Here is a 24,665-nt window from a genome sequence, read left to right on the forward strand (position 1 = left end):
ATTGCATCGAATCTAAGTACAGGTAAAACCTTTATCCTGTTTTGTATGTCTTTAGAAAACAAAAAAAGGATAACACCTTGTTTTATTGGACATTCGATTAAATGAAATTTTAAATCAGCATATTATTCAAACTTAACTCCTGCCCTACCCGGCTCCACCAAATCTATATTCATGCGACACTTAATTTTTACTTCGTTTATTTTGATCTTATCGTTCAGGTTGATGGCACAACCGCTTTCCGGAGAAAAGGAAGCCTTTACCTATGCCGATACTTTGAGAGGCACTTTACTACCTGAACGCACCTGGTTTGATGTTACTTATTATGACTTAAACATTGCCGTAAATCCGCAGGAAAAAAGTCTTTCTGGTTTTAATGATATTTATTTCAAAGTGCTGCGTTCGCAAAATATCATGCAAATAGATTTGTATGAAAATATGCAGGTGGACAGCATTATATATAACGGACAAATTTTACCTTTCAGAAGGCTGCACAATGCTGTGATGATCGTGTTCCCACAAATGCTTGCAGTTTCGGAAGGCATTCAAAAAATCAGGTTTTTTTATTCAGGAAAACCCACTGTAGCTGCACGTCCGCCCTGGGATGGTGGTTTTGTTTGGTCTAAAGATAAAGAAGGCAATCCGTTTATAGGTGTTGCCTGTCAGGGAGATGGTGCAAGCCTTTGGTGGCCGAACAAAGATCATCAAAGCGAAGAACCGGATAGTATGCGAATTAGTTGTGCTGTTCCCAAGCCTTTGCAATGTATTTCAAATGGCCAAAACATGGGAACGACCGATGAAGGCAATTATACCCGTTATCATTGGTTGGTAACTTATCCGATCAACAATTACGCGGTGTCTGTTACCATCGGAAATTTCAAACATTTTTCTGATTCTTATGTCAGTGGTAAAGACACCCTTTCGCTCAATTATTATGTTTTAGCCTATAATTATGAAATCGCCAAAACTCATTTTGAGCAGGTAAAACCAATGATGTCCTGTTTTGAACAATATTTGGGTCCTTACCCGTTTTTGCGGGATGGTTTTGCTTTGGTTGAAACCCCATATTTAGGCATGGAGCACCAAAGCGGAATTGCTTATGGCAACAACTACAAAACCGGTTATAACGGTTACGATTTTTCACGAATCGGCCTGAATTTTGATTATATCATTATTCACGAAGCCGGTCATGAATGGTGGGGCAACAGCATTACTTCTTCTGATATTGCGGACATGTGGATACATGAAGGTTTTTGCACTTATTCCGAATCTCTGTACGTTGAGTGTTTGTATGGGTATGAAACAGCCATGAAATATATCAATGCCAAAAAACCAACTATTTCCAATGATATCCCAATCATCGGACATTATGGAGTAAACCGCGAGGGCAGCGGCGATATGTATAATAAAGGGATGCTCATTCTGAATACTATGCGCAGCATCGTGAACAATGATGAGCTTTGGTTTTCGACCTTGAAAAGTATGCAAAAGGATTTTAAGCATCGAATTGTTGATCAGGACATGATTTTGCAATACTTTAACCATAAAACCGGAAAAGACTTTACCGCCTTTTTTAAACAATACCTGTTTCATAATACTATTCCAACTCTTTTATACAAAGTTGATCGTCAAAAAGGAAAGGATACACAGATTTCTTATAAATGGGTAGCCGATGTTCCGGATTTTGAAATGCCGGTGCAATATACAGACTCCAAAGGTGTCAAACATTTCCTGTTCCCGAAAACAGAAAATTGGCAAACCACAACCCTCAAAAATGTGAAACCTAACGAATTTAAATTTGCAGAAGACCTGTATTATATAGAGGTCAATAAAATGTAACTTCCCTTAGAATATTTTTTTGCGGTTAGATTCAGATTAAAAATTCCGGTATTCTGTTGATTTCAGTTTGCCTCAACTTGATTGCCATTGAAAAAAATTACCATCAGCATTTTGGTTGCCTTAGTGCTTGCAGTTGTGGTATTTCTATGGCAAATCAACCGTCCTGCAACACAAACCTTTTTAATCAGAAAAGCTTTAACCGCCATTGGTGAGACTTACGGTATCGAAGCCACCGTTGGTAAAATAAATATTCGTTTCTTTAACCGTATCGAGATAGATCAACTATACCTGTCCGATCAGCAGTCAGATACTTTAGTTTATATCAGGCATCTCGATTTGCATATTCCTTTGTGGAGTTTGTTGAAAAAACAAATCGTTATTGACGAATTGAGTTTAAGCGACAGCTATCTGAATATTTACCGGAATAAATCGGAAACAGCATTTAACTATGATTTCTTTTTGTCCGGTGAATCAACATCAAGTTCTCAAACCTACAACGATACACTTCCTGTTTGGCTTCATCTGAACAAACTTAACCTTACCAATACAAGGGTCAGTTATAACGATATTCCCGGAGGCCAACAGCTTAGCACGACCTTAAAACGGCTGTCAGTTGCATTCGAAGATATAGACCTTAACCAGTCGCATTTCGCACTGAAAAATCTTTTGTTGGATGATGCCGAAATTCAGGTAGCGATTCATCAGCCGGACAGCCTTACCCTTGCAAAATTGCCCGCAAGAACTCAACCGGCAACTGATGCTTCAGAAAACAAAGCCGAAATTCAGTTATTCGTCAAAAATACGGATCTGGAATCTATTTGTTTATCTTATGAAGATAATACCCAAAACGCTTCCGACCATGAAGGGATTGATTTTGCAAGAATTCACCTAAACGATTTTAACGGAAATGTAAAAGACCTTTACTTTACAGCAGATACTCTAAGTTTTGCGATGAACAACTTTGCTTTTTCAGAACATTCGGGGTTTGTTTGCAAAAACCTGTCTGCTCAGGTTCAATATCAACCAACAGGTTTGGGATTGAATGATTTTTATTTTGAAACTCCCCAGTCCGAAATCAGAGCTGGTTTAACACTTGTTTATCCTGATACAGAAGCTTTTACTTCCTCCCCTGATTTGGTTGACATCAGCCTTGATTTGCCTCAGTTAACACTGAACACAAATGACTTGCGTTTCTTTTATCCGGAAATTGACAAAATCAGCTATATCCAATCTCATAACCAAACATTTAATACATCGCTTATTCTCCACGGAACCTTAGACGACTTGATGTTGAATGAGTTTGCATTTCAATGCGGTAACAATCGAATGGATATAGACCAACTGCATTTGAAACATCCTACAAACACAGCACAACTCAATTTTTTTGCAAAGGGATTAAAAGTAATCAGCTCTGCGGCTGATTTGCAAACCTTGGTTGACCCTTCTTTGATTCCTGAACAACTTAACCCTTTGGGGGAGTTTTCTTTGAGCGGAAACATTCAGGGCGGCATGACCAAAATCGCTGCAAATCTGCATCTGAGTTCAGAAGCCGGTCAGGCTGATACAGAAACGACCTTATGGATGGAAAATATTCCACGATATAAAGGACAGATTTCTTTGAAAGAATTTGAAGCAGGAAAAATAGCAGGATTCGACTCAATCATTGGCAAACTGACACTACAAACGATTTTTGACCTTGAGGGTACGGAATTAGCAACTTTGTTTGGAACTGCCAACCTAAATATTGATGAGGCAAGCCTGATGGGATACAATTACCAAAAAACAAATGCTGATTTTGTTTTCAATCAAAACATCATAGAGACCTCCCTTTTTCTTGGCGATAAAAACGCTGCGGCTGAAATAAAAACATTCGTCAACCTTCGGACAGATATGCCAGAACTGAATACCTCCGCAAACATCAAACACCTGAATACTTCTGCACTTGGGTTGTACCAGTGGGACTATGCTTTTCGTGGTAATCTGAATGCAAAACTTTCCGGAAATCATACGGACAACATATCCGGAACCCTGTCTGTTTCAGATGCCGGGTTTATAAAAAATGAAACCATAGAAGTTTTAAACTCCCTGAAAATTGACATTGACCAGTCAAATGAAGCCAATACATTCATAAACCTGATCAGCGATATTGCCGATTTACAGGTTCAGGGCAATTTTAAACCCACGCAAGTTGCTTCCGGACTTTTCCGTTGTTTGAACCGGTATTATCAGATTTTCCCCGATACCGTTTCAAAGCTAATACCCCTGCAACAAATCGAATTCAGCCTGAAAACCAAACAAGTAGATTTGTTACAAAATATGTTTGTGCCCGGATTAAAAAGATTAGATTCTTGTTTGATAAAAGGCAATTTTGACGAAGTGGACAATAAAATTTCGTTGACCACAGACATTGACTATGTTGAATATGAAAACTATAAGATTGAGCAAGTAAATCTGGATTTAAACAACCAAAACAATAGAATTACTTCACAATTAATTTTAAACAATCTTCACATAAAATCTGATACAACAACTACTATATTGCCCGAAATAACTTTGGCTACAAATATTGCCAATGATAGTTTGTTGTTGGGGGTCAGGGTTATGTCCGATGAAACTACAACTGCTTTGTCGCTTTCAGATTTTTTGGTGGCTTTGGAAAAAGACGAGTTCGTTATTGAATTGTTAGACGAAGCGTTAATTTTAAATAACCACCTTTGGGAAATACAAAAAGGGAATTTAGTCCGTATTCAACCCAAAGGAATTTTAGTCAACCGGTTCAAACTTGGTTACGGAAATGGTCAAATCACTATCAGCAACAAGGAAGCGGGAGATGTGATGTCGCCTTTACTAATCAAAATCACCGATTTTGAAATAAATGATCTGGCACAATTAGCTTCCCTTGATTCCTTAAATTTGTCAGGACGTTTGACCGGGGATATTGAAATTGCAGAACCGATGGGAAATTTGAGTGCAACCGCAGGTTTTCAATTCACTGATCTCTTATTTTCAGGTATTCAGTTGAATAAAGCTGAATTAACCACTGCTTATAATCAAAGTGGAAAAATTCCGGTTGATTTTGCTGTATCTGACGGCATGTTGGAAGGAAGCGTTCGAGGCAATTATAATCTCAACCAACCTGAAAAAGCACTTGATTTTAACCTTTTTGTTAAAAGTTTTGATTTGAGTTCTTTAGAACAATTTGTTCAGGGAACAGCCTCTGATTTGAAAGGGTATTTATCAGGAAACTTACAAATAAAAGGCAGCACTGATGCACCGGAATTAAAAGGTGGTCTTGAGTTAAACAATAGTACGGTAAAAGTGGACATGACCAATTCTTCCTATAGTTTGGAAGCATTAAAATTAGAATTCGAACAAAACGCCATCACCCTCAAACCTGCCGTCATTACAGATCAGGCAGGCGGAAAGCTTTCCCTTCATGGGCAGTTTTTGCATAAAAATTTTGAAGACATTGGGATTAACTTTCAGGCCAACGGCAAAAACCTTCAATTAATGAACACAAAATCAGCAGTTGAGGGCATGCCTGTTTATGGAGTGTTAAACGGAAATCTCGAAGTTAAAGTTAGCGGAACAGAAAAGCAACCGGATATCAAAGTGTTTTTTGAAACCGGAAATCATACGGACTTGTATATGACCGTGCCCGAATCAACTACTGAAATTAAAAAATCAGAATTGGTGGTTTTCGGAAGTCAGGATCCAGAAATTGATGCTGAAATGCAAAAATCAGCAGAAGAAGCGCAAACGGCTCAACCGGTTTCATTAAAACCACCTTTTAAGTACGACCTGACCCTGAAACTAACTGCTACAAATGAAGCCCGGATAAATATTATCATGGATCCGGCTGCAGGCGATCAAATAACGTGTTCCGGAGATGGAGATATCACAGTAGATACCAATGAAACAGGAAATTTGGTAGTAGCAGGAGATTATACCATTCAAAATGGCTCCTATCAGATGACTCTTCAGGATGTGATAAAACGCAGGTTTGAGATCGAAAAGGGCAGCACACTCAACTTTGCCGGAGACCCAATGGATTCGAGATTTAACATCACTGCAATTTATGAACCACAAACTTCTGTTTATGAAATGGTATCTGAGTTTTCAGACCAATTGTCCGAAGAGGAAATCAGTAAACTAAAACGGCGGCAACCGGTACAGGTTGCACTAAATATCAAAGGGACAATTGCTGCTCCTAAACTGACATTTAATATTTTGCTGCCAAAACTGCAGGATGAACCTAACCCGCTTTTAGAGCGCAAATTGGCTCAAATCAGAGAAAATGAAACTGAACTCAACAAACAAAGCTTTGGGTTAATTATGTTTAACCGTTTTATACCTGCAGGAGGTGCGCCAACTCTGGCAACTCCTGATGCAGAAAGCATGATTTATTCCAGTTTGAGCAAAATGGTTTCTGACCAACTCAACAACATGGCCGGTAAATACGTAAAAGGAATGGAAATTATGGTCAATGTTGAAGCTGATGGTACGGGCGATGACCGGAACAGGGAGCTTCAATATGGCGTATCTCAAAGCCTGTTTAATGAACGAATTACTGTTCAGATTGGAGGAACAGTAGCACTTGATGACCAACAGCAGAATAACTCCGGTCTTGCACCGGATGTTGCAATAGAATATAAAATCACCAAAGACGGTAAAGTTAAAGGAAGGGTATTTAGAAAAGACCGCTATCACCAACTTTCCCAATTATATCGCCCAACTACCGGCATCGGTATTTCATACAAAAAAAAATTCGGCAAATTTAAAGAGTTGTTTAAAAAGCAAAAAAAGTAATTTTGCCCTCTTAATCGTTATCCTTTTTTCCAACTGTATTTTTTTTACCCAATAAGTCCGGTGAACTAACCGGAATTTAGCTTATGAATACTTTTTTTGCACTAATCAGGACATCAAACCTGATCTATATCTTTTTAACCCTTTGCGCACTCAGGTTTTTATTGATTGACCCCCTGTTTGTCATGGCAGGATATACGCCCAGCCTCCATACCGTCGGGTTTTTGCTCCTAATCCTTTCTGTCATGCTGATTGCTGCTGCCGGATATATCATCAATGATTATTTTGATATTGAAGCAGACAGAATCAATAAACCGGAGAAGGCTTTAATCGGTAAGGCAATCAGTCCGGACAAGGCAATGCTTTATTACCATGTTTGCAATTCTGCAGGAATAATTTTAGGTGGTGTTTTAGCCTGGCAAGTCGGCAACATACGGTTAATATTTGTGCATTTGATTACGGCAGCTCTTCTCTGGTTTTACGCAACCTCCTTAAAACGAAAACCATTTATCGGCAATCTGATTATCTCGGCTTTAGTTGCACTTAGTATTTTTTGTGTTGCGCTTTTTGATTTGGAATTGCTTACCTATACGGGCATTAAAATCAAGGTGATTTTTAAATCTTTGTTTGAATCTGTCACCGGATTTTTAGTAACAGCCCCCGAACTGAACAATTATACTAATCGCGAACTTTTAGACACCATTTTAACTTATGTGGCGGGTTATGCCGGGTTTGCTTTTATTCTGAACTTAATCCGTGAGCTTGCTAAAGTCATGGAAGATTTAGAGGGGGATGAAGAAGCAGGATACAGAACCCTGCCTTTGGTCGCAGGAGTAGCTTTTACCAAATTGCTTGCCGCAGGATTAACTTTGATTACCGTCAATTTCATCGCCAAGTTTCAAATAAGTCAAATGCTCGCCGGTCAAATACCGGTAGCAATAGCAACCCTTATTCTGATTCAGTTGCCTTTAATCTATATTACATACAAACTGTATAAAGCCTCACAGAAACATGATTTTTCGCATATCAGCAAAATTGTCAAGTTGGTGATGCTTGCAGGCCTATTGTATCTTCCCTATCTCCGTGCCGGTATGCAGTTTATTCCACCTCAAACAACCCTCCCTCCGGGAATAGAAAGCATTACCTTTGAACCTGATACCACTAATATATTAACTGTGGATACTGCCGAAGCAAACCTTCCGGATACTATTAAATATATTATTGACACTAAAACAGGATTAACCCGTCCTGATACTGCTTCGGTCCCGGTTGAACCGAAAAAAAATACTTTAAAGACTATCGGAGACGATTTGCTGAAATAAGAAGCAGAGGTAAGATGCTTTCTTTTACAGTATCTGAAAAGGTTGATTCATGATGGGAGCAAAACCATTTAACTAAAATAGCCTTCCTCTAATATTAACCCTCCCAACTTCAACTTAAGGGGGGGCGTAAATCAAAATTGGGCTACCACGAACAGCAATTTTAACAGCCTTGCTTAAATTTTGCTGAAAATTGTGTTGAATTTGAGGGTAAAATTAGTTTCAAAACCGAATAAAATTGACATTTTATCAAAAAATGAAGTTGGATTTGAACCAAATCTTATTTCAGAAATGAAAAAAATTGCAATTTCATGGAACAAATTAATAATTTAGAAGGCAAAAATTGCAATTGAAAGGATAAAAATTGCAATTGAAAGGATAAAAATTGCAATTGAACTCCTTTAAATGTTAATCTTAAAAAGGAAAATTGACTTTTTGAAAGTAAAACAAACAAGAAATGGTTCATTTCTTACTTCATTCTTCTTTGAAATTATAATTTTCCTCTTTTTAAATTGCTTTTTTCTCTTATAAAGTTGCAATTTTTTTGTTTAAAAAAATTAAGGGTTTTGGTGGTTTTTTGAGTGTAGCGGTGCAAAATGAAAACAAGGTCAGTCTTTGTTCTAAATACCCCCCTGCTTTTTTGACGAAAGGAAGCCAATGTTAAAGGTTGGTCTATTTTATTCAGACCATTCTCTTATTTTGGATTGATGAACCTTGTCTATGGCAATCCCATTATTCCAACACGAATCCAGGAAAGAGTCAATGCAGGGGATTTAGGGTATCCAAGGCTTGCCCATCCAAAAACAAAGCCCTTACTTTGAAGAAGCATACAGGGTGGAGAAAAATAACTGCCAAAAAAACCTCATTGAGTTGGCAGAAGAATGGGGGGCTAAACGTCAATCATACCCAGTTTCGCACCCTCTGTTTCAAAATAATGTACCTTTGTCAGGCAACTAAAACTCATAGAGTGTGATCAGAGAAAAATACGTCAACCCTTTTACCGACTTCGGTTTCAAGAAATTGTTTGGGGAAGAACCCAACAAAGACTTGTTATTGGATTTTCTCAATGAATTACTGCGCGAACAGGAAGGCGAAATTAAGGAACTCATCTACCTAAAAACCGAACACCTCGGTGCAGGTGATACAGACCGCAGAGCTATTTTTGACCTCTATTGCGAAAATGAGCGAGGCGAAAAATTCATCGTTGAGTTGCAAAAATCCAAGCAAAACTTTTTCAAAGACCGCACTTTGTATTATGCTACTTTTCCTATTCAAGAGCAGGCAAAGCGGGCAGACTGGAACTATGAACTGAAAGCAGTTTACACGGTAGCCATCCTTGATTTTGTCTTTGATGAAGACAAGGCAGAGCAAAACAAATACAGATACGATGTAAAGCTGACCGACATAGACACCTGCAAAGTATTCTACGACAAGTTGACTTTTATCTACTTAGAGATGCCAAAGTTCACAAAGGGAGTAGAAGAATTAAGCACCCGGTTTGAAAAGTGGCTATATGTGCTGAAAAACCTGAACCGGTTGGAGCGGATACCTGATCGTTTGCGGGAGCGGATATTTGAACGCCTGTTTGAGGTTGCGGAAGTAGCAAAGTTCAGCAGAGAGGAGTTGCTATCGTATGAAGACAGTCTGAAGTATTACCGCGATTTAAAGAACTCGTTGGACACCGCATTTGAGGAAGGAAAGGTAGAAGGTTTAAGAGAGGTCATTAAAAATGGTTCAGTTGCCGGTGTTGACATAAAAACATTGGCAAAACTAACCGGTTTATCAGAAGTAGAGGTGAGCAGAATTATCAACGAGATATAATAATTTATTGGCTTTGGTTTGCCTGCGCCAATACTAAGATTTATCTTCACTGCCATTAGAACTATATCCAAAACAACGACATTGAGTTGGCAGAAGAATTGGAAGGTTACAAGTCAATCATGCGCAGTTTCGCACCCTTTGCTGATGAGTACAGTGATCAATGCGCATGACGAAACACAAAACTACTCTTTTCGATCAGTATCTCTGACTTAGATAGTAATATAGTATTATCTAAGTAAATTTGAAAAATAAATTTGCTGTTTTTATAAAAAAGCTACGAAATTGAGCAATAAAAACATTTTTTTTAGCAAATTAGATACTAATAAGTAAATTGTTTTTTAATTTTGTTATTCATTAAACTAATTTCTACGGAGTTTGTTTTTATCATCCTAAATTTTACAATTAAAGCCTATAAAAAATGAGAAATCTTATCTTGATATTTGTTGTTTTATGCAGTACAAGTTTGATGCTTTCTGCTCAACCTGTTTCTTACATACAATATACGGTAAAACCCGGAGATAGTTTATACAAATTGTCTTCTGTTTACGGAGTTAATATTGAGTCTATCAAACAACATAACCCCAGAATTAAGAACGAACAACTGAATGTGGGGGAAGTCATTATTCTACCCATGAAAAAATGGGTAGATACCGGTGATCCCTCAAAATCAAACACTCAAACAGTGGTTTATCTGAATGATGATGTGGTTGCCAATGCAGGCGAAAATTTATTGCCTATGAATAAACCTGTTTTGCACGAAGACCCTATTTCAGATGTGGTTTCAGAAATTATCTCCAAACCCTCCGAAAATTTGTCATCATCTGAACCCATCGTTTATGCCACTCCTTTAAATTTTGCAGATAGCGAAGTTACCATTCCGGTTCAACCTTTGTTTGTAAAAGAAGACCCTATTTTCAGAGGAGTTGAAGAACCGGTTCAACTAATTGATACCTATTCTGCTACCATTACAGAAGCGAATACGAACACTTCTACTTCTTCTAATGGCAATAATGTAAAAACAACAAAAACCGTTGACAAAAGCACTAAAGAATCAAAAGTCACAACAGGAACTGCTAAATCTGGTATATATTCTAAGCTTAAACCGGTTAAACATAAAGTAAAGGAAAAAGAAACCCTGTATAGCATTGCAAAACAATATAATCAGGAAATTACAACCATCGTTAACTGGAACAACCTGCCTGATAATAGCATAAAGACCGGACAGGAAATTATTATTGAATGGATAATGCCCACCAACGAAGCGCTTTCTATGCTTGAATTAGCGGAAATAGGCAAATCTAATGCCGATGCGGCTAATATGACGGCTTTTCAAAAAACCTATCTTTCTTACGAACTCGACACCATGAACCTTTATCAGTTAAAAAAGGATATTGGTGCTGCAGTTTGGTTTGATGACAGTGGTACAACTTCAGGTACTGACAATATGTATTGTCTGCATAAAAACGCACCTCCTAAAACAATTGTAAAAGTAACGAACCCGATTAACCGAAGATCGGCTTATTTGATGGTTGTTGAAAAGTTGCCGGATTTGCCTCAAAACGACAATGTTTTACTGAGCATGACACATAGTGCTGCAAAAAGATTGAACATTCTGAATGACAAACTCATGGTTGAATCCCGTTATTATTTACCCAAATAATTAACTGTTTTAATCTTTGACTTTCTGTTCTTTTCTGAGCCAAACCGTTATTTCATCGTCAGAAAATTGCAGGAGATATAAATCATTCAACCCTTCAGGTAGGGCAAAGCAATTGTCCCATAAAATTGCGTCATAGTTTTGATGTATATCAAAAGGCTGATAATCAACACTTTGAGGATTTCCGCTTATCTGTTTTACCAATCTGCCATTAGATTTATAATGGAATTCGATCAGTGGTTTATAGTAGTCTAAGTTAAAATAATAAAGCTCAACGTTGTGGTTCATAAATAGCCGTGCTATTTTCTCACTATTGGAGTCCCGTTGATAGCTCCAGTTTATAAAATCATTTTGGTGGGCTAAATATAGATTTGTACTTACAGCCAAAAAAACAAACCCTCCAACAACAAATTGTCGAAACTTAACCCAGGACAATTTTTCATATACATTTTGTATTACTAAGACGAACAAAAAAGAGATAAACACAAAATTGTAAGTCCATATACGCTCAGGAACATAAACTCTCTGTAGTAAAAAAGCAATAATAATGGTTGAAATGGACATCAAAGAAAACCAGGTCCATTGACGTTGATACTTGTTGGCATTGCGATATACCCAAAATATCAATAAGGAAAAAAAAAGGAGTATCCCTGAATGAATAGCGGTTCCGGTTAAAAAATACCAAGAACGGTTGATGTATTTTGGGAAATGTTTCCAAACCCAATCAATAGAATTGAATTCTGTTGCCACCTGAAACCCCAAACCTATTCCTGTACCTAATAACATAGGTGTATAAACGAGCACTACTCCCAAAAAAATTAAACCGGTTGATTTACAGAGTTCCCAAAAAAGTTTAAAGTGCTTATTGAAAATCAAAACTGCCGATCCAAACAAAAATATCACCGCGAAATGATAAATAAAAGTAGGCATAGCATAAAATCCGGCGATACAGGAAAGAATTAAGATAATCCGCCACTTTTTAGGGTTGGTTATTGTTGTTGGATCAGAATTTATCAACCACCTGAATAGCGAATAAGAGGACACTATGACAAAAAAGGTAAGTAGGATATATCCTCTCGCATACAACATATAAAAAGTAACAGGTCCTGAAAAAGCGAAAAAATATGCCCCGCTGATTGACATCCAAAAAGAAAACAACCTGCGCAAGAAAGCAAAAAATGCGAATACCGCTAAAAAGCCAAATATGATAACAGGCAACCTGAGATTTACACTGACCGGAAAAGGAAGAAAACTAAACAGATTAGCCAATACAACAAATAAAGGGTGATTGTTGTAAACCGAGAAAGCAACCAACAGGTTATTAGAAACAAAGTAATTATAGGTCCATGCTTCATCGTATTGCACCGGATATTGTAAATAATAACTTGTTTTAATTAATAGAGACAAAAACAAAAAACTGCTAAAAACTTGCTGAATTTTTGTTTCTCCCTTTATCAAAAACCACCAAAGTTTTAATAACTGCAGGAATTCTTCGAATATTCTGTTTAAACACACTGAAACATCTTTGGACTTTTTTATCAAAAAGGGCAACAGCAGAATCCAAAAAATAGACAATAAAACAAACAAGTAACGAGTAAAAAGGAATTTATTTAGCGAAAAAAAACGGTTTTTCACCAATTCTAAAATTTCCGGCTTGTTGGCACTTTTTACAATTAAAAGGGTAAAATTGTCATAATTATAAGACCATAGAAATACCGTAATGGCAATGGTTAAACCGGTAAAGAAAAACATAGAAAGCAAATAAGCAATTCTAAAAAACCTGATGCCCATATAGCTTTGTTAAAGTTGAATTGTTTTTTGCATCTTTTAATTACCGATTGCAAATTACAAACTCTTAATTAAAAAATCGGCAATTTTACAAACCCATATTAGTTGAAATGATTTCAGAAAAAAAACAAGATTTTAATTTTGAGGATGGAGAAGTCGTCTTAGTGAATAAGCCTTTGAAATGGACTTCATTTGATGTGGTGAATAAATTGAGATATGCTTGCGGAGTAAAAAAAATTGGCCATGCAGGTACCCTCGATCCAATGGCTACCGGCTTGTTAATTATTTGTATCGGCAGAAATGCCACCCGTAGAATTGAAGAATTTATGGGGATGGATAAAGAATATACCGGCACTTTTTTTCTTGGGGCGACAACACCATCCTTCGATACTGAACATGAACCCGACCGTTTTTATGATATAAGTCATATCAAAGAAGAGGATTTGTTTAAAACAGCTCAGGCATTGACCGGAAGCTATTTGCAAACTCCGCCTATGTTTTCGGCAGTGAAAGTTAATGGCTCCCCCTTGTATCTCAAAGCGCGCAAGGGACAAGAGATTGCTGTGGAAAAACGTCCGATTACTGTACACGAACTGGAACTGACCAATATCAATTTGCCATTGATTGAGGTAAGGATTAAATGCAGTAAAGGAACTTATATCCGCTCAATAGCCTCAGACTTTGGAAAATTGCTGCAAAATGGTGCATACTTGTCAGCACTTTGCAGGACAAAAATCGGGAATTTTAACCTGAAAGATGCCTGGGAGTTAGAAAGCCTGGTAAAGGCAATTGCTCCTTATAAGTCAAAACCTCAGGCAAATATCGAATTTCAAAAATAAAAAACTGTTCTTGTTAAGATTATGATCATCCTGCCAACAATATCTTGGCAATTGATGTTTATTAAAACATAGCTCCTGATTAGAGCCATTGTTTTTCGTCGTAAGTTTTTCAAGCCCTCAAGGAGTCATTTGCTTTGAGGGCTTCTTTACTTTATCCCATAAGAGATTTAAAAAGAATAGAATACTAATAGATTTTCTATCATTTTCCACATTTTTGTATCTTTGTAAGCCTGTTTATCAATATGGTTTCACCTTATTCTCTGCTACAGAAAAACTTTACCATTTTTATACAACTGACCAAAAACAAATAATATGCCTCATTACCACAGATTAGGCCAAATACCCCCAAAACGACATACCCAATTCCGCAAACCAAATGGAAGTTTGTATGCCGAAGAATTGTTTAGTACAGAAGGGTTTTCAGATGCTTATTCTTTGTTGTATCATTGTCATCCTCCAACGGTAATCAGAAATGTAGGGAAACCTGTCCCGGTTGCACCTGATGTAGTGATGAGCAAACAGTTGCAGCCTCGAAGCCTGCAGGGATTTAATATTACCCCAATAGATGATTATCTCAAAAGTAGAATACCGGTATTGGTCAATAATGATTGTCATATCAGTTTGGCAGCACCAAAAGAATCAACGGCCGGTTATTTTGTAAAAAACGCAGATGCTGATGAAATGATATTTATTCATCAGGGATCTGGAACGTTAAAAACTTGCTATGGAAATATTGATTTTGAATATGGAGATTATCTGGTAATCCCAAGAGGAACTGTTTACCAACTTTACTTTGATAGTCCTGATAATCGGTTGTTTATCGTAGAATCTTTTAGTCCGATTGTTTTCCCCAAACGCTATTTGTCCGATTTCGGTCAACTGATGGAACACTCACCTTTTTGTGAAAGGGATATTAAACTGCCCCAAAATTTAGAAACTCATGACATAAAAGGTGATTTCAAGCTTTACATTAAAAAAGAAGGGATAATGTACCCTTATCAATATGCATTCCATCCTTTTGATGTAATTGGTTGGGATGGATATTGTTATCCCTTTGGGTTTTCTATTCACAATTTCGAACCATTGACCGGAAGGGTCCATCTTCCGCCACCAATTCACCAAACTTTTGCGTCTCGCGGTTTTGTAGTTTGTTCTTTTGTTCCTCGACTTTACGATTATCACCCCTTAGCCATCCCTGCACCTTACCACCACAGCAATATCGATTCTGATGAAGTGCTGTATTATGTTGATGGGGATTTTATGAGCCGGAAAAATGTAAAAAAAGGACAAATCACACTTCATCCGGGTGGAATTCCCCATGGCCCTCATCCGGGAACGGTCGAGAAAAGTATAGGCGCAAAAGAAACTCAGGAACTTGCGGTAATGGTTGATACCTTTAAACCCCTTCAACTCACCCGACAGGCTCTGCAGATTGAAGATCCCGAGTATTTTCTTTCCTGGTTAGATTATGCCGGGTAAAAATTTTCATGAAAAACCTATTTCTATACCTTAAACCAAATCAATATGTCTAATTTAGCAACAAGTTTAGAACAGAATCATCCGGCAGTCGCCGACTTTTTACCTATTAACGGCACCGATCATATTGAACTATATGTTGGCAACGCAAAACAATCTGCTTATTATTATCAGGCAGCATTCGGTTATGAATTGGTTGCCTATTCCGGCTTGGAAACCGGCTCTAAAGATCAGGCTTCTTATGTACTTCAACAAGGAAAAATCAGGTTGGTATTGACCACTCCTTTAAATCCCGAGTCCCCATTGAACCAACATTTGGTGCAACATGGAGATGGTGTAAAAGTACTTGCCTTATGGGTGGATGATGCGCGTAATTCTTTTAATCAGACCGTTAACCGAGGCGCAAAACCTGCCATGGAACCCACTGTTTTTAAAGACGAATATGGCGAAGTGGTGATATCTGCCATTCACACCTATGGGCATACTATTCACAAATTTATTGAACGAAAAAACTATCACGGAGCTTTTTTGCCCGGCTATATGGCTAAAAGCTCAAATTTCGCTGTTCAACCTGTCGGACTAAAATATATTGATCATTGTGTGGGCAATGTTGAACTGGGAGAAATGAATAAATGGGTGAAGTTTTATGAAGATGTCATGGGCTTTAAATTGCTGGTAACTTTTGATGACAAAGATATTTCAACAGAATATACCGCTTTAATGAGCAAGGTTGTCAGCAGTGGTAATGGTTATATCAAATTTCCGATCAACGAACCCGCAAATGGAAGAAAAAAATCACAAATTGAAGAGTATATTGATTTTTACCATGGCGCGGGGGTTCAGCATATTGCTTTGGCAACAGACAATATAATTTATACCGTTGCTGAATTGCGCCGGCGTGGTGTTGAGTTTTTGTATGTTCCCGACAATTACTATGATGATCTTGTCGAGCGCGTAGGTCATATTAATGAAGACATGGAAACGCTTAAAAAACTCAACATTTTGGTTGACCGGGACGAGGAAGGTTACCTGCTTCAACTTTTTACAAAACCTGTTCAGGACCGCCCCACCGTTTTCTTTGAAATCATTCAACGATGCGGTGCGAAATCTTTTGGAAAAGGAAATTTTAAAGCATTGTTCGAATCCATTGAGCGCGAACAAGCCTTGAGAGGCACGCTTTAACCACACCTGTATTTTATCAAAAATAATTAGCTGCCTGAATTTTTATAGCTTCTTTGTTGCTGTTTTACTACTCCAATTCTGTTAAGTCGGTAAAATGACTTTGGTCAGTTTACCGATTGATGAAAATCACTAAAGACACCCCATTCAAGTCATTTATGAACAGGGGAAACAGACCGAAATTTGTGAAGATAAAAAGATTAAGTCATCACAAACTTTGTTTCCAATGGAGCATAATATGAATTTTGCGGATATTGCTGTTCGTTACCTGCTTATGATGTTGCTGGTAATTATGGGTGGGATATTTAAATCTCCCGAACTGATGTTGTTAGGATTTCCTTTCTTTTTGTTTGCTATTTTAGGTTGGTGTCCACTGTTCCACTTTTTGGGCATCAATCATTACAAACAAATGAAAGGGTAGATAAGATAGTGTTTGTAAGTTTACTATAGGTTGGAGTTGAGTATATTTTGGAAGGCTAACTACCGGGCATATTGCCCCAACCGAAAGAGGTAGCTAAACCACCGGTGGCTGTTTCCTTATACTTATGGGATAAGTCTTGTCCGGTTTGGCGCATAACCTCGACAACCTGGTCAAATGAAATAACAGGTTTACCAATGCCTGTTCGACCTGCAGCCAGGAGGTAGGCATTATATGCTTTAATGGCTCCGTTTGCGTTTCTTTCTATGCAGGGTATCTGCACCAAGCCCTTTATCGGGTCGCAGGTCATTCCGAGATGATGTTCTAAAGCAATTTCAGCAGCTGTGCCGATTTGATGAATATCACCTCCATTGCAATAACTGAACAACGCAGCAGCCATTGAAGAAGCAGAGCCTACTTCTGCCATACAGCCCAATTCTGCCCCTGAAATAGAGGCATTCTCTTTGATGATGAAGCCTATCATAGCTGCAATAAGCAATCCTTGTTGCAACACAGTTTCGGGAATTTGGCAGTCATGGCGCAAGTATTCGAGGCAAGCGGGAAGAATACCGGCAGCCCCGTTTGTTGGGGCGGTAACCACCATTTGTCCGGCTGCGTTTTCTTCGGATGTGGCAAGAGCGTATGCATTGAGACGGGCAAAAAGTGCTTCTGCCCAATGTTGATGTTTTTCATGGTACAGGGCTTTTTCAAACATCCCTTTTGCTCGTCGGTGTACGTTTAAACCGCCGGGTAGGATGCCTTCCTTTTTTATTCCTCTTTCTACACTCTTTCTCATCACGTCCATTATTTGACCAATCCGATCTAAAACCTCTTGTTTAGACAAACCGGTCAAAGCCATTTCGTTTTGAAACAGCACTTCCTCCACAGTGCAATTGTGTTGCTCCATAACCCATAACAAACTGTCCATATTATGGTAGGTATAAGGCAATGACTGCCTCATTTTCTCCTCCTCATTTATGCCTTCTTTCTCAATAAAGCCCCCTCCTACTGAGTAGTAAATTTCTTCTTTGCAAGGGTAATAATTTTTTAGCAAAACAAATTTCAGAGTATTTGGATGGCGATAAGGATTTTGAGTGTAGTCAAAATAAATATCGTGTTCAGAAAACGGAATCTTTAGTTCGCCAAAGTCAATTTCATATAGTTGGTTTGGTACTTCAAGCAAACCACTCAACCAGTCAGTGTTTATTGTTTGAGGAATTTGACCAAATAAGCCGGCTAAAACAGCTCTATGAGTGCCATGTCCATGCCCTGTTGCTGCTAATGCTCCGTAAAGTTCAACCCTTATTTTGAAATGCGACTTGTCTGTTTCTTGATGTTCGAAATACTGCAAACACCAATTTCTGAAAGAGTTGGCAGCCCTCATCGGTCCGACAGTATGCGAACTGGAAGGACCGGGGCCTATCTTAAACAATTCAAAAAAAGAAGTGGTAATCATGTTAATTTGCAGATTGATTAGGGCTGCTTGATTGTTTCGGCTTTTGTCGCTGCAAAATACATCTAAAGTGACATACTAAAGGACAACCTGCATTAAATTATCACTTTTCGACTCACTATGGCAGACGATTTCGATCAGATGTCTGCTTTTATAAAAATATCTGACAGCAATGCAAACAACTACCGTTCTACCATTCTTCACTCAATTCAGACGAACTAAAAACGATGATTACTTTTTCAAGAAAATCAGACAGAGATAACAATGAAACAGTCCTATTTTCCCGTAGGGGAAAAAATATTTATAGAACTTATTGGTTTAAAACCTGTTCAACGAAGAGCAAATTCTACATGTTATACCGGCTATAAATATGCTAACCCTTCTTGTTTCTAAGTATCCCGATACTTCTGATTGCTGCTATCTTCATCCAAAAAACACTAAAACTTACATATTTACTTCTTAAACCCTTGCTACATAAGGCTTGCAGAAGCCTCTAATCTATATCCGGCTAAAGATAAAATAAAACTGGTTTTTGGAGGAGGCTAAGACACCGTTATCGGTGGAAATTTCATCTGTATAGGTGGGTTAGACTTTCACGACTTTTATATAGAGAAAGGTTAGTTTTTAATCACAACATTTGACACATTCCCTACTTTAATTCCATCAACCTCATAAATCAAACAATGCTATGAAAACAGGTATTATTACGGCAGCAGTACTCTTTGTGCTTTTCATTACAAACCCAAGTATGCAAAAACATAAGGATAGTATTAACCGCAAATGCAAAGAAATTAATCCTATTGCGGGTGCAATCGGAGGGTGCGCGCTTTATTCCAAGTTTAGTTGCGAATACCATAATTGTGTTCTTTTCAGCTATATCTTAGATAGTGACAACAACATACTTATAAGTTTCGGGGTTTTAGGCATCCCGATTATTTGCAAAGACCTCGATATTTAAGATCGTATTTGGATAGCATAGCTATACAAATACCGCTACCCACAACATCATGCTATTCAAATTTGGTAGTATTGTAGCTTTGGATGCCTAAAAAATTGTAGGCAATATCCTGCTATTTCATTTGGCTATGCCTGCTATGTGATAAATGCCCCATTCAATTGGCAGGCAAGACGGATGCAAGCAATTGAAATTTTTGAAAATATAGGATTTAGGACTGCGCACATCCCAATCTAAAGTTAATAATTGGAGATTTTTCACCAATGAAGGCAACAAAACGAAACAAAAGGCGGCTTTCGACCGAACAAACGACTACTAACCGCCTTTGTTGCCGATGTATTTGCCTGTATTGCTCAATTGACAATCAGGCAAGATATACGCTCGCGCTTATAGGCTACGCTAACGGCATTTTGGTTTAAAAAAAATACCGTTACTCTGACCGGCATAAGCCCCGGACAACCCGAAATCCGATATTGTTGTTGTCATTATCAGGATTGTTGTTGTTGCGGTTGGACACACGGCAGTTCCTGTTGTTGTTATTCCAAGACCCGCCACGAACAACTCGGGTGTCTATATAGCGTTACCTCTTTTTCTTTGATATACCAATACACTTCATATTCTAAACGTTTGCTTTGCCCAAACCTAATATGCCCCAGCCAACTGTTTAGGGCACTTTCTAACTGAGTAGGGCTAAACATGCCGGCTTGATAGTTTTCAATTTTTCGCCTTAAGTGACGTTTGTAGCGCTTTGAGTTTGCTTTTAAAACATGCCTGAAATAGGGAAAAATACGAAACCCCAAAAAAGGAAAGCCACTATCTGTTTTATGAATATGCGTTTTGTTGGGATGCAGGATCAAACGCAAGCCTGCCAAAAAAACGGATATTTGATGTTTAAACTGTTGCAATTGATTTTTGTGATTGCTAAAAATGACAAAATCATCAACATAGCGAATATATGCAGGCGCATGAAGCGTTTGTTTAACAAAATGGTCAAAACGGTTCAAATAGACGTTTGCCCAAAATTGACTTGTGAGATTTCCTATAGGCAGGCCTCTTCTTCGCAGGTGTGGCGTAAATAAATCATCGCCTTCAAAATAAACGATGTGTTCTTCTTGTGCATTGCTGTGGTCTATGATGTTGTCTATCAGCCATAAGGTTTTGGCACAAGCTATTTTATGCCTTATTTCTTGCTTTAACAACGAATGGTCTATACTGGGGAAAAACTTGCGAATGTCACACTTCAACACATACTTGTACCTGCGTGTAAATTCTTGACACCGCTCTATGGCAGCGTGTGTGCCTTTGCCCTTGCGATTGGCATAACTGTCGTAAATAAAACTGCGTTCAAACAGCGGTTCCATAATATTGCAAAGGGCATGATGAACTACCCTGTCGCGAAAAGGAGAAGCACTGATTAGCCGCTTTTTTGGCTCGTGTACATAAAAAACCGTGTAATTGCCCGAACTATATGTTTTTGTAGTTAACTCAGTTTGCAATTGAGCTATATTTGCTTCCATGTTAAACAAAAAGCGCGATACAGCAGACTTGTACCTCTTGTGTCTTTGCGCTTTGTGTACTGCCAAAAGCAAATTATCATGCGACACAATATTATTAAACAAATTTTTATGCGTTTTCATCTATGGAGAATAATAAAGAAACAATTGTATTAAAAGTATATGACCTGCTCAAGTATGTTGTACCTATTTTGAACAGATTGCCGAGAAGCCAAAAATTTGTGTTTGCCGACCGAATACAAAACCAACTTAGCGATTTGCTGGAAATGATGATAGATGCGTATTATGCTGCCGGAAATAACAAACTGCCTATCCTGCATCGGATAAACTTGCAATTGGAAAAAACACGCTATTTTGTAAGGCTTGGACATGACCTGGGGCTTTTTAGTTCGGGAATTTACAGAGAACTCAGCAAGCGATTATTAGAAATAGGCAGAATGAACGGTGGATGGATTAAAAGCCTAAAATAACGTGAGGTTGGAATTAAATTTAGATAAATAATAGGGGGGAATAGAAAAAAGAGGTTGTGGTTGATATAATTTTGAGTTTGGAAAAAAAATCACCAACCAACAACCCCTCTATTCTTTATGCTTCTTGTTATAACAAACAAACTGGTATCGTTGTACATAGAGATTGACGATTTATTGCTTGACTATACTAACTGCAATCAATCACACTGTATTTTGGGTCATAAACCTCAGGGACGAAAGCTTGGTTTAAGTCCATCGGAAATAGCCACAATTCTTGTATTTTACCAATTATCCGGTTACAAAACTTTTCAATACTACTATGAACAACTCATTTTGGGCGAATTTAACCATTATTTTCCGAAAGCACCTGGCTATAAGCACTTTTTATCATTGATACACAAATGCTTGCCGGTATTAGTGCTTTGGATGTTACGTTCATGTGAAAAAGCCCTCAAAACAGGCTGTTACTTCATAGACGCAACCAAATTACCGGTATGCCATATACATCGTCAAAGCCAAAATCGGGTGTTTAAAGACATCGCTGCCAAAGGTAAGACCTCCACAGGTTGGTTCTTTGGCTTGAAGTTGCATTTAGTCATCAACCAATTCGGAGAAATTGTTAAGTTTGCGCTTACTGCTGGAAATGTGGCAGACAATAACCACAACTTGCTGCGCTATCTGTTGGGCAACTTGCAGGGCAAATGTGCAGCAGACAAAGGCTATTACACCAAACTCTTTGACGAATTTGTTAAACAAGGTTTACAGCTTATCCTAAAACCAAAGAAGAACCGTAAAAATCAATATCCCGCTTTGCCTAAAGATGTCTCTCTCAGTAAAAAAAGAGCATTGATTGAATCGGTAAATGATATTCTGAAAACAGTTTGCAATTTAGAACACACAAGACATCGCAAACCGGAAAACGCTGCTACACATTTTATGGCTGCTCTAATTGCCTATCAACACTTAGATAAAAAACCATCTGTTTTTATCCCCAACGAAAATAATTACACAAACACCATCCAATTTGTTGCTTAATATCACTTAATCCCTTGTAAAATAAGACTCCAATTTCCAACCTCACGTTAAAATAAACATGAATGAAAAAAAAATTTTGGGGGCTTCGCCCCCAAGCCCCCAAAGGGCTAAAACCTATAAAGATAAAACAGGGTAAAAGAGTAAAAGTGCTAAAGCTATAAGCGCCGGACAACCCGAACGCCGATAACGACGTTGTAGTCATTATCAGGATTGTAGTCGTAGCGGTTGGACACACGGCAGTACCAGTCGTTGCCACCCCAAGACCCGCCACGAACAACTCGGGTGTTCCCGGTAGCGGGACCCTTGGGGTTGGCAGAGGTTCCGGCACTATATGAACCATAGCGGTCGGCACACCACTCCCATACATTCCCGCTCATGTCGTACAGACCCAATTCGTTCGCATCTTTTTTCCCTATTGGATGAGTCGTACCTTCAGACCCGTGTTTGCTTTCCTTGTAGTTGCCATCATACCATGCCACATCATCTAAATTATTGCTGCCCGAATATTTATAACCCCGGCTTTTCCCTCCGCCGCGAGCGGCATACTCCCATTCCGCTTCGGTTGGTAACTCATAAGTTTGTCCCGTGCGGGCATTCAGCTTGCTCAAAAAATCCTGTATCATTTTCCACGATACTTTTTCTACCGGGCAGTTGTCACAACCGGTATTATAGCTCGGATTAGCGCCCATAATACTCCGCCATTCGGCTTGCGTTACTTCGTATCGGCTGATATAAAAACTATTTAACCTTACCTCATGAGGAGGTTTCTCATCATCATCACAGACACCCCCTTGCTCTTGGGTGCATCCCATTCTAAAAGTGCCGCCTTCTACATAGACCATATTCTTTGAAAATGGGTCGGAACCATTGGGCGGCACAGTTTCTTTTTGGGCCGGCTTGGTTTTAGTTTCCGATTTGGGTGATGGAACACTTTCTTCTTTAGCTGGTTTCGTAGTCGCTTCGGAACTGGGCACAGGCACCGTTGGAGCATCGGCTGGGGAAGGTGTTGGATTTCTCAAATTACGCTCGCAGATTGTAATATATTCGGCCAAATAGGTCTTTTCGGGACATTTGCGCATTGCTTCCGCATATTTTGACTTAGCTTCTCCATATTCGGCATTAGTAAATAATTTCCCTGCTTCGTCTATCAGTTCGTCGCAATTGTTTTTGTTTGATGATGTAGGGGGTCTTATGTTCCGCTCACCCGGTATCGGCACAAAGGTATAGGTGGTAGAGTTGTAGGAATAAGGGCGTTGTCTATTGGGCGATAATTCCATAGTTTGGGTAACTATCTGCTTGAATATAGCATCAATGTCGCTACCGCGAATCCGCATGTTGCTGATAAAGGCTTTCGTAAAAGGACTGTTTCCTTGATTGCCTGTGGCATCCGCAGCAACATCTCCTTTGGCTGTCGCATATCCTATAAATAAATTGCCCGTAGCATTAAGATCTCCAAAGCCACGTCCGCCGCCACTACCGCGTCCGTCAATCCCTCGGCTCAGTTCTTCCCGACAGGCATCTAAAAAAACCAAGTTGATCAAATTTTCAACCCCACGTATTTCATCCGTAAAAAGGGAAAGGTCGTAACCTGTAAATTTTACGTCTTCGGGGTCGGTGGCATCTATAGGTACTAGGTAATTTTTTCCGTCTTTTTCAAAACCGTGACCTGCATAATAAAACAACGAAACAACATTCTTTTGGTTTATGCTCTTGGTAAAATTTTGTATTGCTTTTCCCATCTGCTCTCTCTTGAGATTGGTGAGTTTGGTAACACTAAAATTAAGTGCTTTAAGTGTAGATGCTACCGAGTCCGCATCGTTTAATGGGTTTCGAAGGGGGTTTATTTCGCCCGTATAGTCGGCGTTAGCGATGACCAATGCTATCCGCTTTTCAACAACAGGCTCATCCGGTGCGGGAGGAGCTATCGTTTGATCGTTGGAGTCCGCAGGATCTTTCCCGTTGGTGTTGCATCCCAACATTATACTCACTAACACAATGAATATTGAAGAAATTAGTAGTCTTGTAAACATACGCAGATTTTTAAGTGGTTTGTGGTTAGTTGGCCTGTCGAACTAAGCGGTTTGTTTTTTTTTTATCAT

General features: G+C 38.6%; 17 protein-coding genes. 12 read left to right on the forward strand and 5 right to left on the reverse strand.

From position 1 onward, the window contains the following. The first annotated feature begins 171 nt into the window (after nt 1-171). The 5 genes from IPM47_17345 (at nt 172) to IPM47_17365 (ending at nt 11,442) form a co-directional block, all read left to right on the forward strand. The gene (locus IPM47_17345) at nt 172-1,836 is read left to right on the forward strand and encodes a M1 family metallopeptidase (protein QQS28593.1); all 1,665 of its coding nucleotides are present in this window, start codon (nt 172-174) and stop codon (nt 1,834-1,836) included. Nucleotides 1,837-1,923: 87 nt separating this feature from the next. Then, complete coding sequence (locus tag IPM47_17350; protein ID QQS28594.1) at nt 1,924-6,645, forward strand: translocation/assembly module TamB domain-containing protein; 4,722 nt, start codon at nt 1,924-1,926, stop codon at nt 6,643-6,645. A gap of 83 nt (nt 6,646-6,728) precedes the next feature. Further along, a complete protein-coding gene (locus tag IPM47_17355) occupies nt 6,729-7,964 on the forward strand; it encodes a geranylgeranylglycerol-phosphate geranylgeranyltransferase (GenBank protein ID QQS28595.1) in 1,236 nt (411 codons plus the stop codon). A 969-nt stretch (nt 7,965-8,933) separates the two neighbouring features. Further along, nucleotides 8,934-9,782 carry a PD-(D/E)XK nuclease family transposase gene (locus tag IPM47_17360; protein QQS31516.1) on the forward strand — a complete coding sequence of 283 codons (849 nt, stop codon included), beginning with the start codon at nt 8,934-8,936 and terminating at the stop codon, nt 9,780-9,782. Between the two features lie 418 nt (nt 9,783-10,200). Beyond that, a complete protein-coding gene (locus IPM47_17365; protein ID QQS28596.1) occupies nt 10,201-11,442 on the forward strand; it encodes a LysM peptidoglycan-binding domain-containing protein in 1,242 nt (413 codons plus the stop codon). Between the two features lie 9 nt (nt 11,443-11,451). On the opposite strand, the gene IPM47_17370 is transcribed toward IPM47_17365, so the two are convergent. Further along, on the reverse strand, nt 11,452-12,846 hold the full coding sequence (locus IPM47_17370; GenBank protein ID QQS28597.1) for a hypothetical protein: 1,395 nt from the start codon (nt 12,844-12,846) through the stop codon (nt 11,452-11,454). 491 nt (nt 12,847-13,337) lie between these two features. Between IPM47_17370 and truB the strand changes: the two genes are divergently transcribed. The 4 genes from truB (at nt 13,338) to IPM47_17390 (ending at nt 17,142) form a co-directional block, all read left to right on the forward strand. Continuing rightward, complete coding sequence (gene truB / locus IPM47_17375) at nt 13,338-14,066, forward strand: tRNA pseudouridine(55) synthase TruB (protein ID QQS28598.1); 729 nt, start codon at nt 13,338-13,340, stop codon at nt 14,064-14,066. 312 nt (nt 14,067-14,378) lie between these two features. Continuing rightward, nucleotides 14,379-15,545, forward strand: a complete 1,167-nt coding sequence (locus tag IPM47_17380) for a homogentisate 1,2-dioxygenase (GenBank protein QQS28599.1) — start codon at nt 14,379-14,381, stop codon at nt 15,543-15,545. Between the two features lie 45 nt (nt 15,546-15,590). Further along, the gene (hppD, locus tag IPM47_17385; GenBank protein ID QQS28600.1) at nt 15,591-16,724 is read left to right on the forward strand and encodes a 4-hydroxyphenylpyruvate dioxygenase; all 1,134 of its coding nucleotides are present in this window, start codon (nt 15,591-15,593) and stop codon (nt 16,722-16,724) included. Nucleotides 16,725-16,947: 223 nt separating this feature from the next. Next, a complete protein-coding gene (locus IPM47_17390; GenBank protein QQS28601.1) occupies nt 16,948-17,142 on the forward strand; it encodes a DUF2892 domain-containing protein in 195 nt (64 codons plus the stop codon). A gap of 55 nt (nt 17,143-17,197) precedes the next feature. Here the strand turns inward: IPM47_17390 and IPM47_17395 are convergent, their stop codons facing one another. Next, entirely contained in the window at nt 17,198-18,595 is a 1,398-nt protein-coding gene (locus tag IPM47_17395; protein ID QQS28602.1) for an L-serine ammonia-lyase, read from the reverse strand. A gap of 685 nt (nt 18,596-19,280) precedes the next feature. Between IPM47_17395 and IPM47_17400 the strand changes: the two genes are divergently transcribed. After that, a complete protein-coding gene (locus tag IPM47_17400; protein ID QQS28603.1) occupies nt 19,281-19,550 on the forward strand; it encodes a hypothetical protein in 270 nt (89 codons plus the stop codon). Nucleotides 19,551-19,977: 427 nt separating this feature from the next. Here the strand turns inward: IPM47_17400 and IPM47_17405 are convergent, their stop codons facing one another. Beyond that, on the reverse strand, nt 19,978-20,121 hold the full coding sequence (locus tag IPM47_17405) for an SUMF1/EgtB/PvdO family nonheme iron enzyme (GenBank protein ID QQS31517.1): 144 nt from the start codon (nt 20,119-20,121) through the stop codon (nt 19,978-19,980). Further along, nucleotides 20,084-21,184, reverse strand: a complete 1,101-nt coding sequence (locus IPM47_17410; GenBank protein ID QQS28604.1) for a group II intron reverse transcriptase domain-containing protein — start codon at nt 21,182-21,184, stop codon at nt 20,084-20,086. The genes IPM47_17405 and IPM47_17410 overlap by 38 nt, the downstream gene beginning before the upstream one ends. Nucleotides 21,185-21,186: 2 nt before the next feature. Here IPM47_17410 and avd point away from each other — a divergent pair, with 2 nt between their 5' ends. Beyond that, entirely contained in the window at nt 21,187-21,531 is a 345-nt protein-coding gene (gene avd, locus IPM47_17415) for a diversity-generating retroelement protein Avd (GenBank protein ID QQS28605.1), read from the forward strand. Nucleotides 21,532-21,648: 117 nt separating this feature from the next. Beyond that, nucleotides 21,649-22,566: an IS982 family transposase gene (locus IPM47_17420; protein ID QQS28606.1), complete on the forward strand. Its 918-nt coding sequence runs from the start codon at nt 21,649-21,651 to the stop codon at nt 22,564-22,566. A gap of 155 nt (nt 22,567-22,721) precedes the next feature. On the opposite strand, the gene IPM47_17425 is transcribed toward IPM47_17420, so the two are convergent. Beyond that, entirely contained in the window at nt 22,722-24,596 is a 1,875-nt protein-coding gene (locus IPM47_17425; protein ID QQS28607.1) for an SUMF1/EgtB/PvdO family nonheme iron enzyme, read from the reverse strand. Nucleotides 24,597-24,665 lie beyond the last annotated feature (69 nt).

The sequence above is a fragment of the Sphingobacteriales bacterium genome, from assembly GCA_016700115.1.
Lineage (GTDB): Bacteria > Bacteroidota > Bacteroidia > Chitinophagales > UBA2359 > UBA2359.

Excerpts from the sequence above, each read along its gene's own strand:
- IPM47_17345 (QQS28593.1), top strand. The coding sequence starts at position 172 with ATGCGACACTTAATTTTTACTTCGTTTATTTTGATCTTATCGTTCAGG.
- IPM47_17355 (QQS28595.1), top strand. The coding sequence starts at position 6,729 with ATGAATACTTTTTTTGCACTAATCAGGACATCAAACCTGATCTATATC.
- IPM47_17365 (QQS28596.1), top strand. The coding sequence starts at position 10,201 with ATGAGAAATCTTATCTTGATATTTGTTGTTTTATGCAGTACAAGTTTG.
- truB (QQS28598.1), top strand. The coding sequence starts at position 13,338 with ATGATTTCAGAAAAAAAACAAGATTTTAATTTTGAGGATGGAGAAGTC.
- IPM47_17380 (QQS28599.1), top strand. The coding sequence starts at position 14,379 with ATGCCTCATTACCACAGATTAGGCCAAATACCCCCAAAACGACATACC.
- hppD (QQS28600.1), top strand. The coding sequence starts at position 15,591 with ATGTCTAATTTAGCAACAAGTTTAGAACAGAATCATCCGGCAGTCGCC.
- IPM47_17390 (QQS28601.1), top strand. The coding sequence starts at position 16,948 with ATGGAGCATAATATGAATTTTGCGGATATTGCTGTTCGTTACCTGCTT.
- IPM47_17395 (QQS28602.1), bottom strand. The coding sequence starts at position 18,595 with ATGATTACCACTTCTTTTTTTGAATTGTTTAAGATAGGCCCCGGTCCT.
- IPM47_17400 (QQS28603.1), top strand. The coding sequence starts at position 19,281 with ATGAAAACAGGTATTATTACGGCAGCAGTACTCTTTGTGCTTTTCATT.
- IPM47_17410 (QQS28604.1), bottom strand. The coding sequence starts at position 21,184 with ATGAAAACGCATAAAAATTTGTTTAATAATATTGTGTCGCATGATAAT.
- avd (QQS28605.1), top strand. The coding sequence starts at position 21,187 with ATGGAGAATAATAAAGAAACAATTGTATTAAAAGTATATGACCTGCTC.
- IPM47_17420 (QQS28606.1), top strand. The coding sequence starts at position 21,649 with ATGCTTCTTGTTATAACAAACAAACTGGTATCGTTGTACATAGAGATT.
- IPM47_17425 (QQS28607.1), bottom strand. The coding sequence starts at position 24,596 with ATGTTTACAAGACTACTAATTTCTTCAATATTCATTGTGTTAGTGAGT.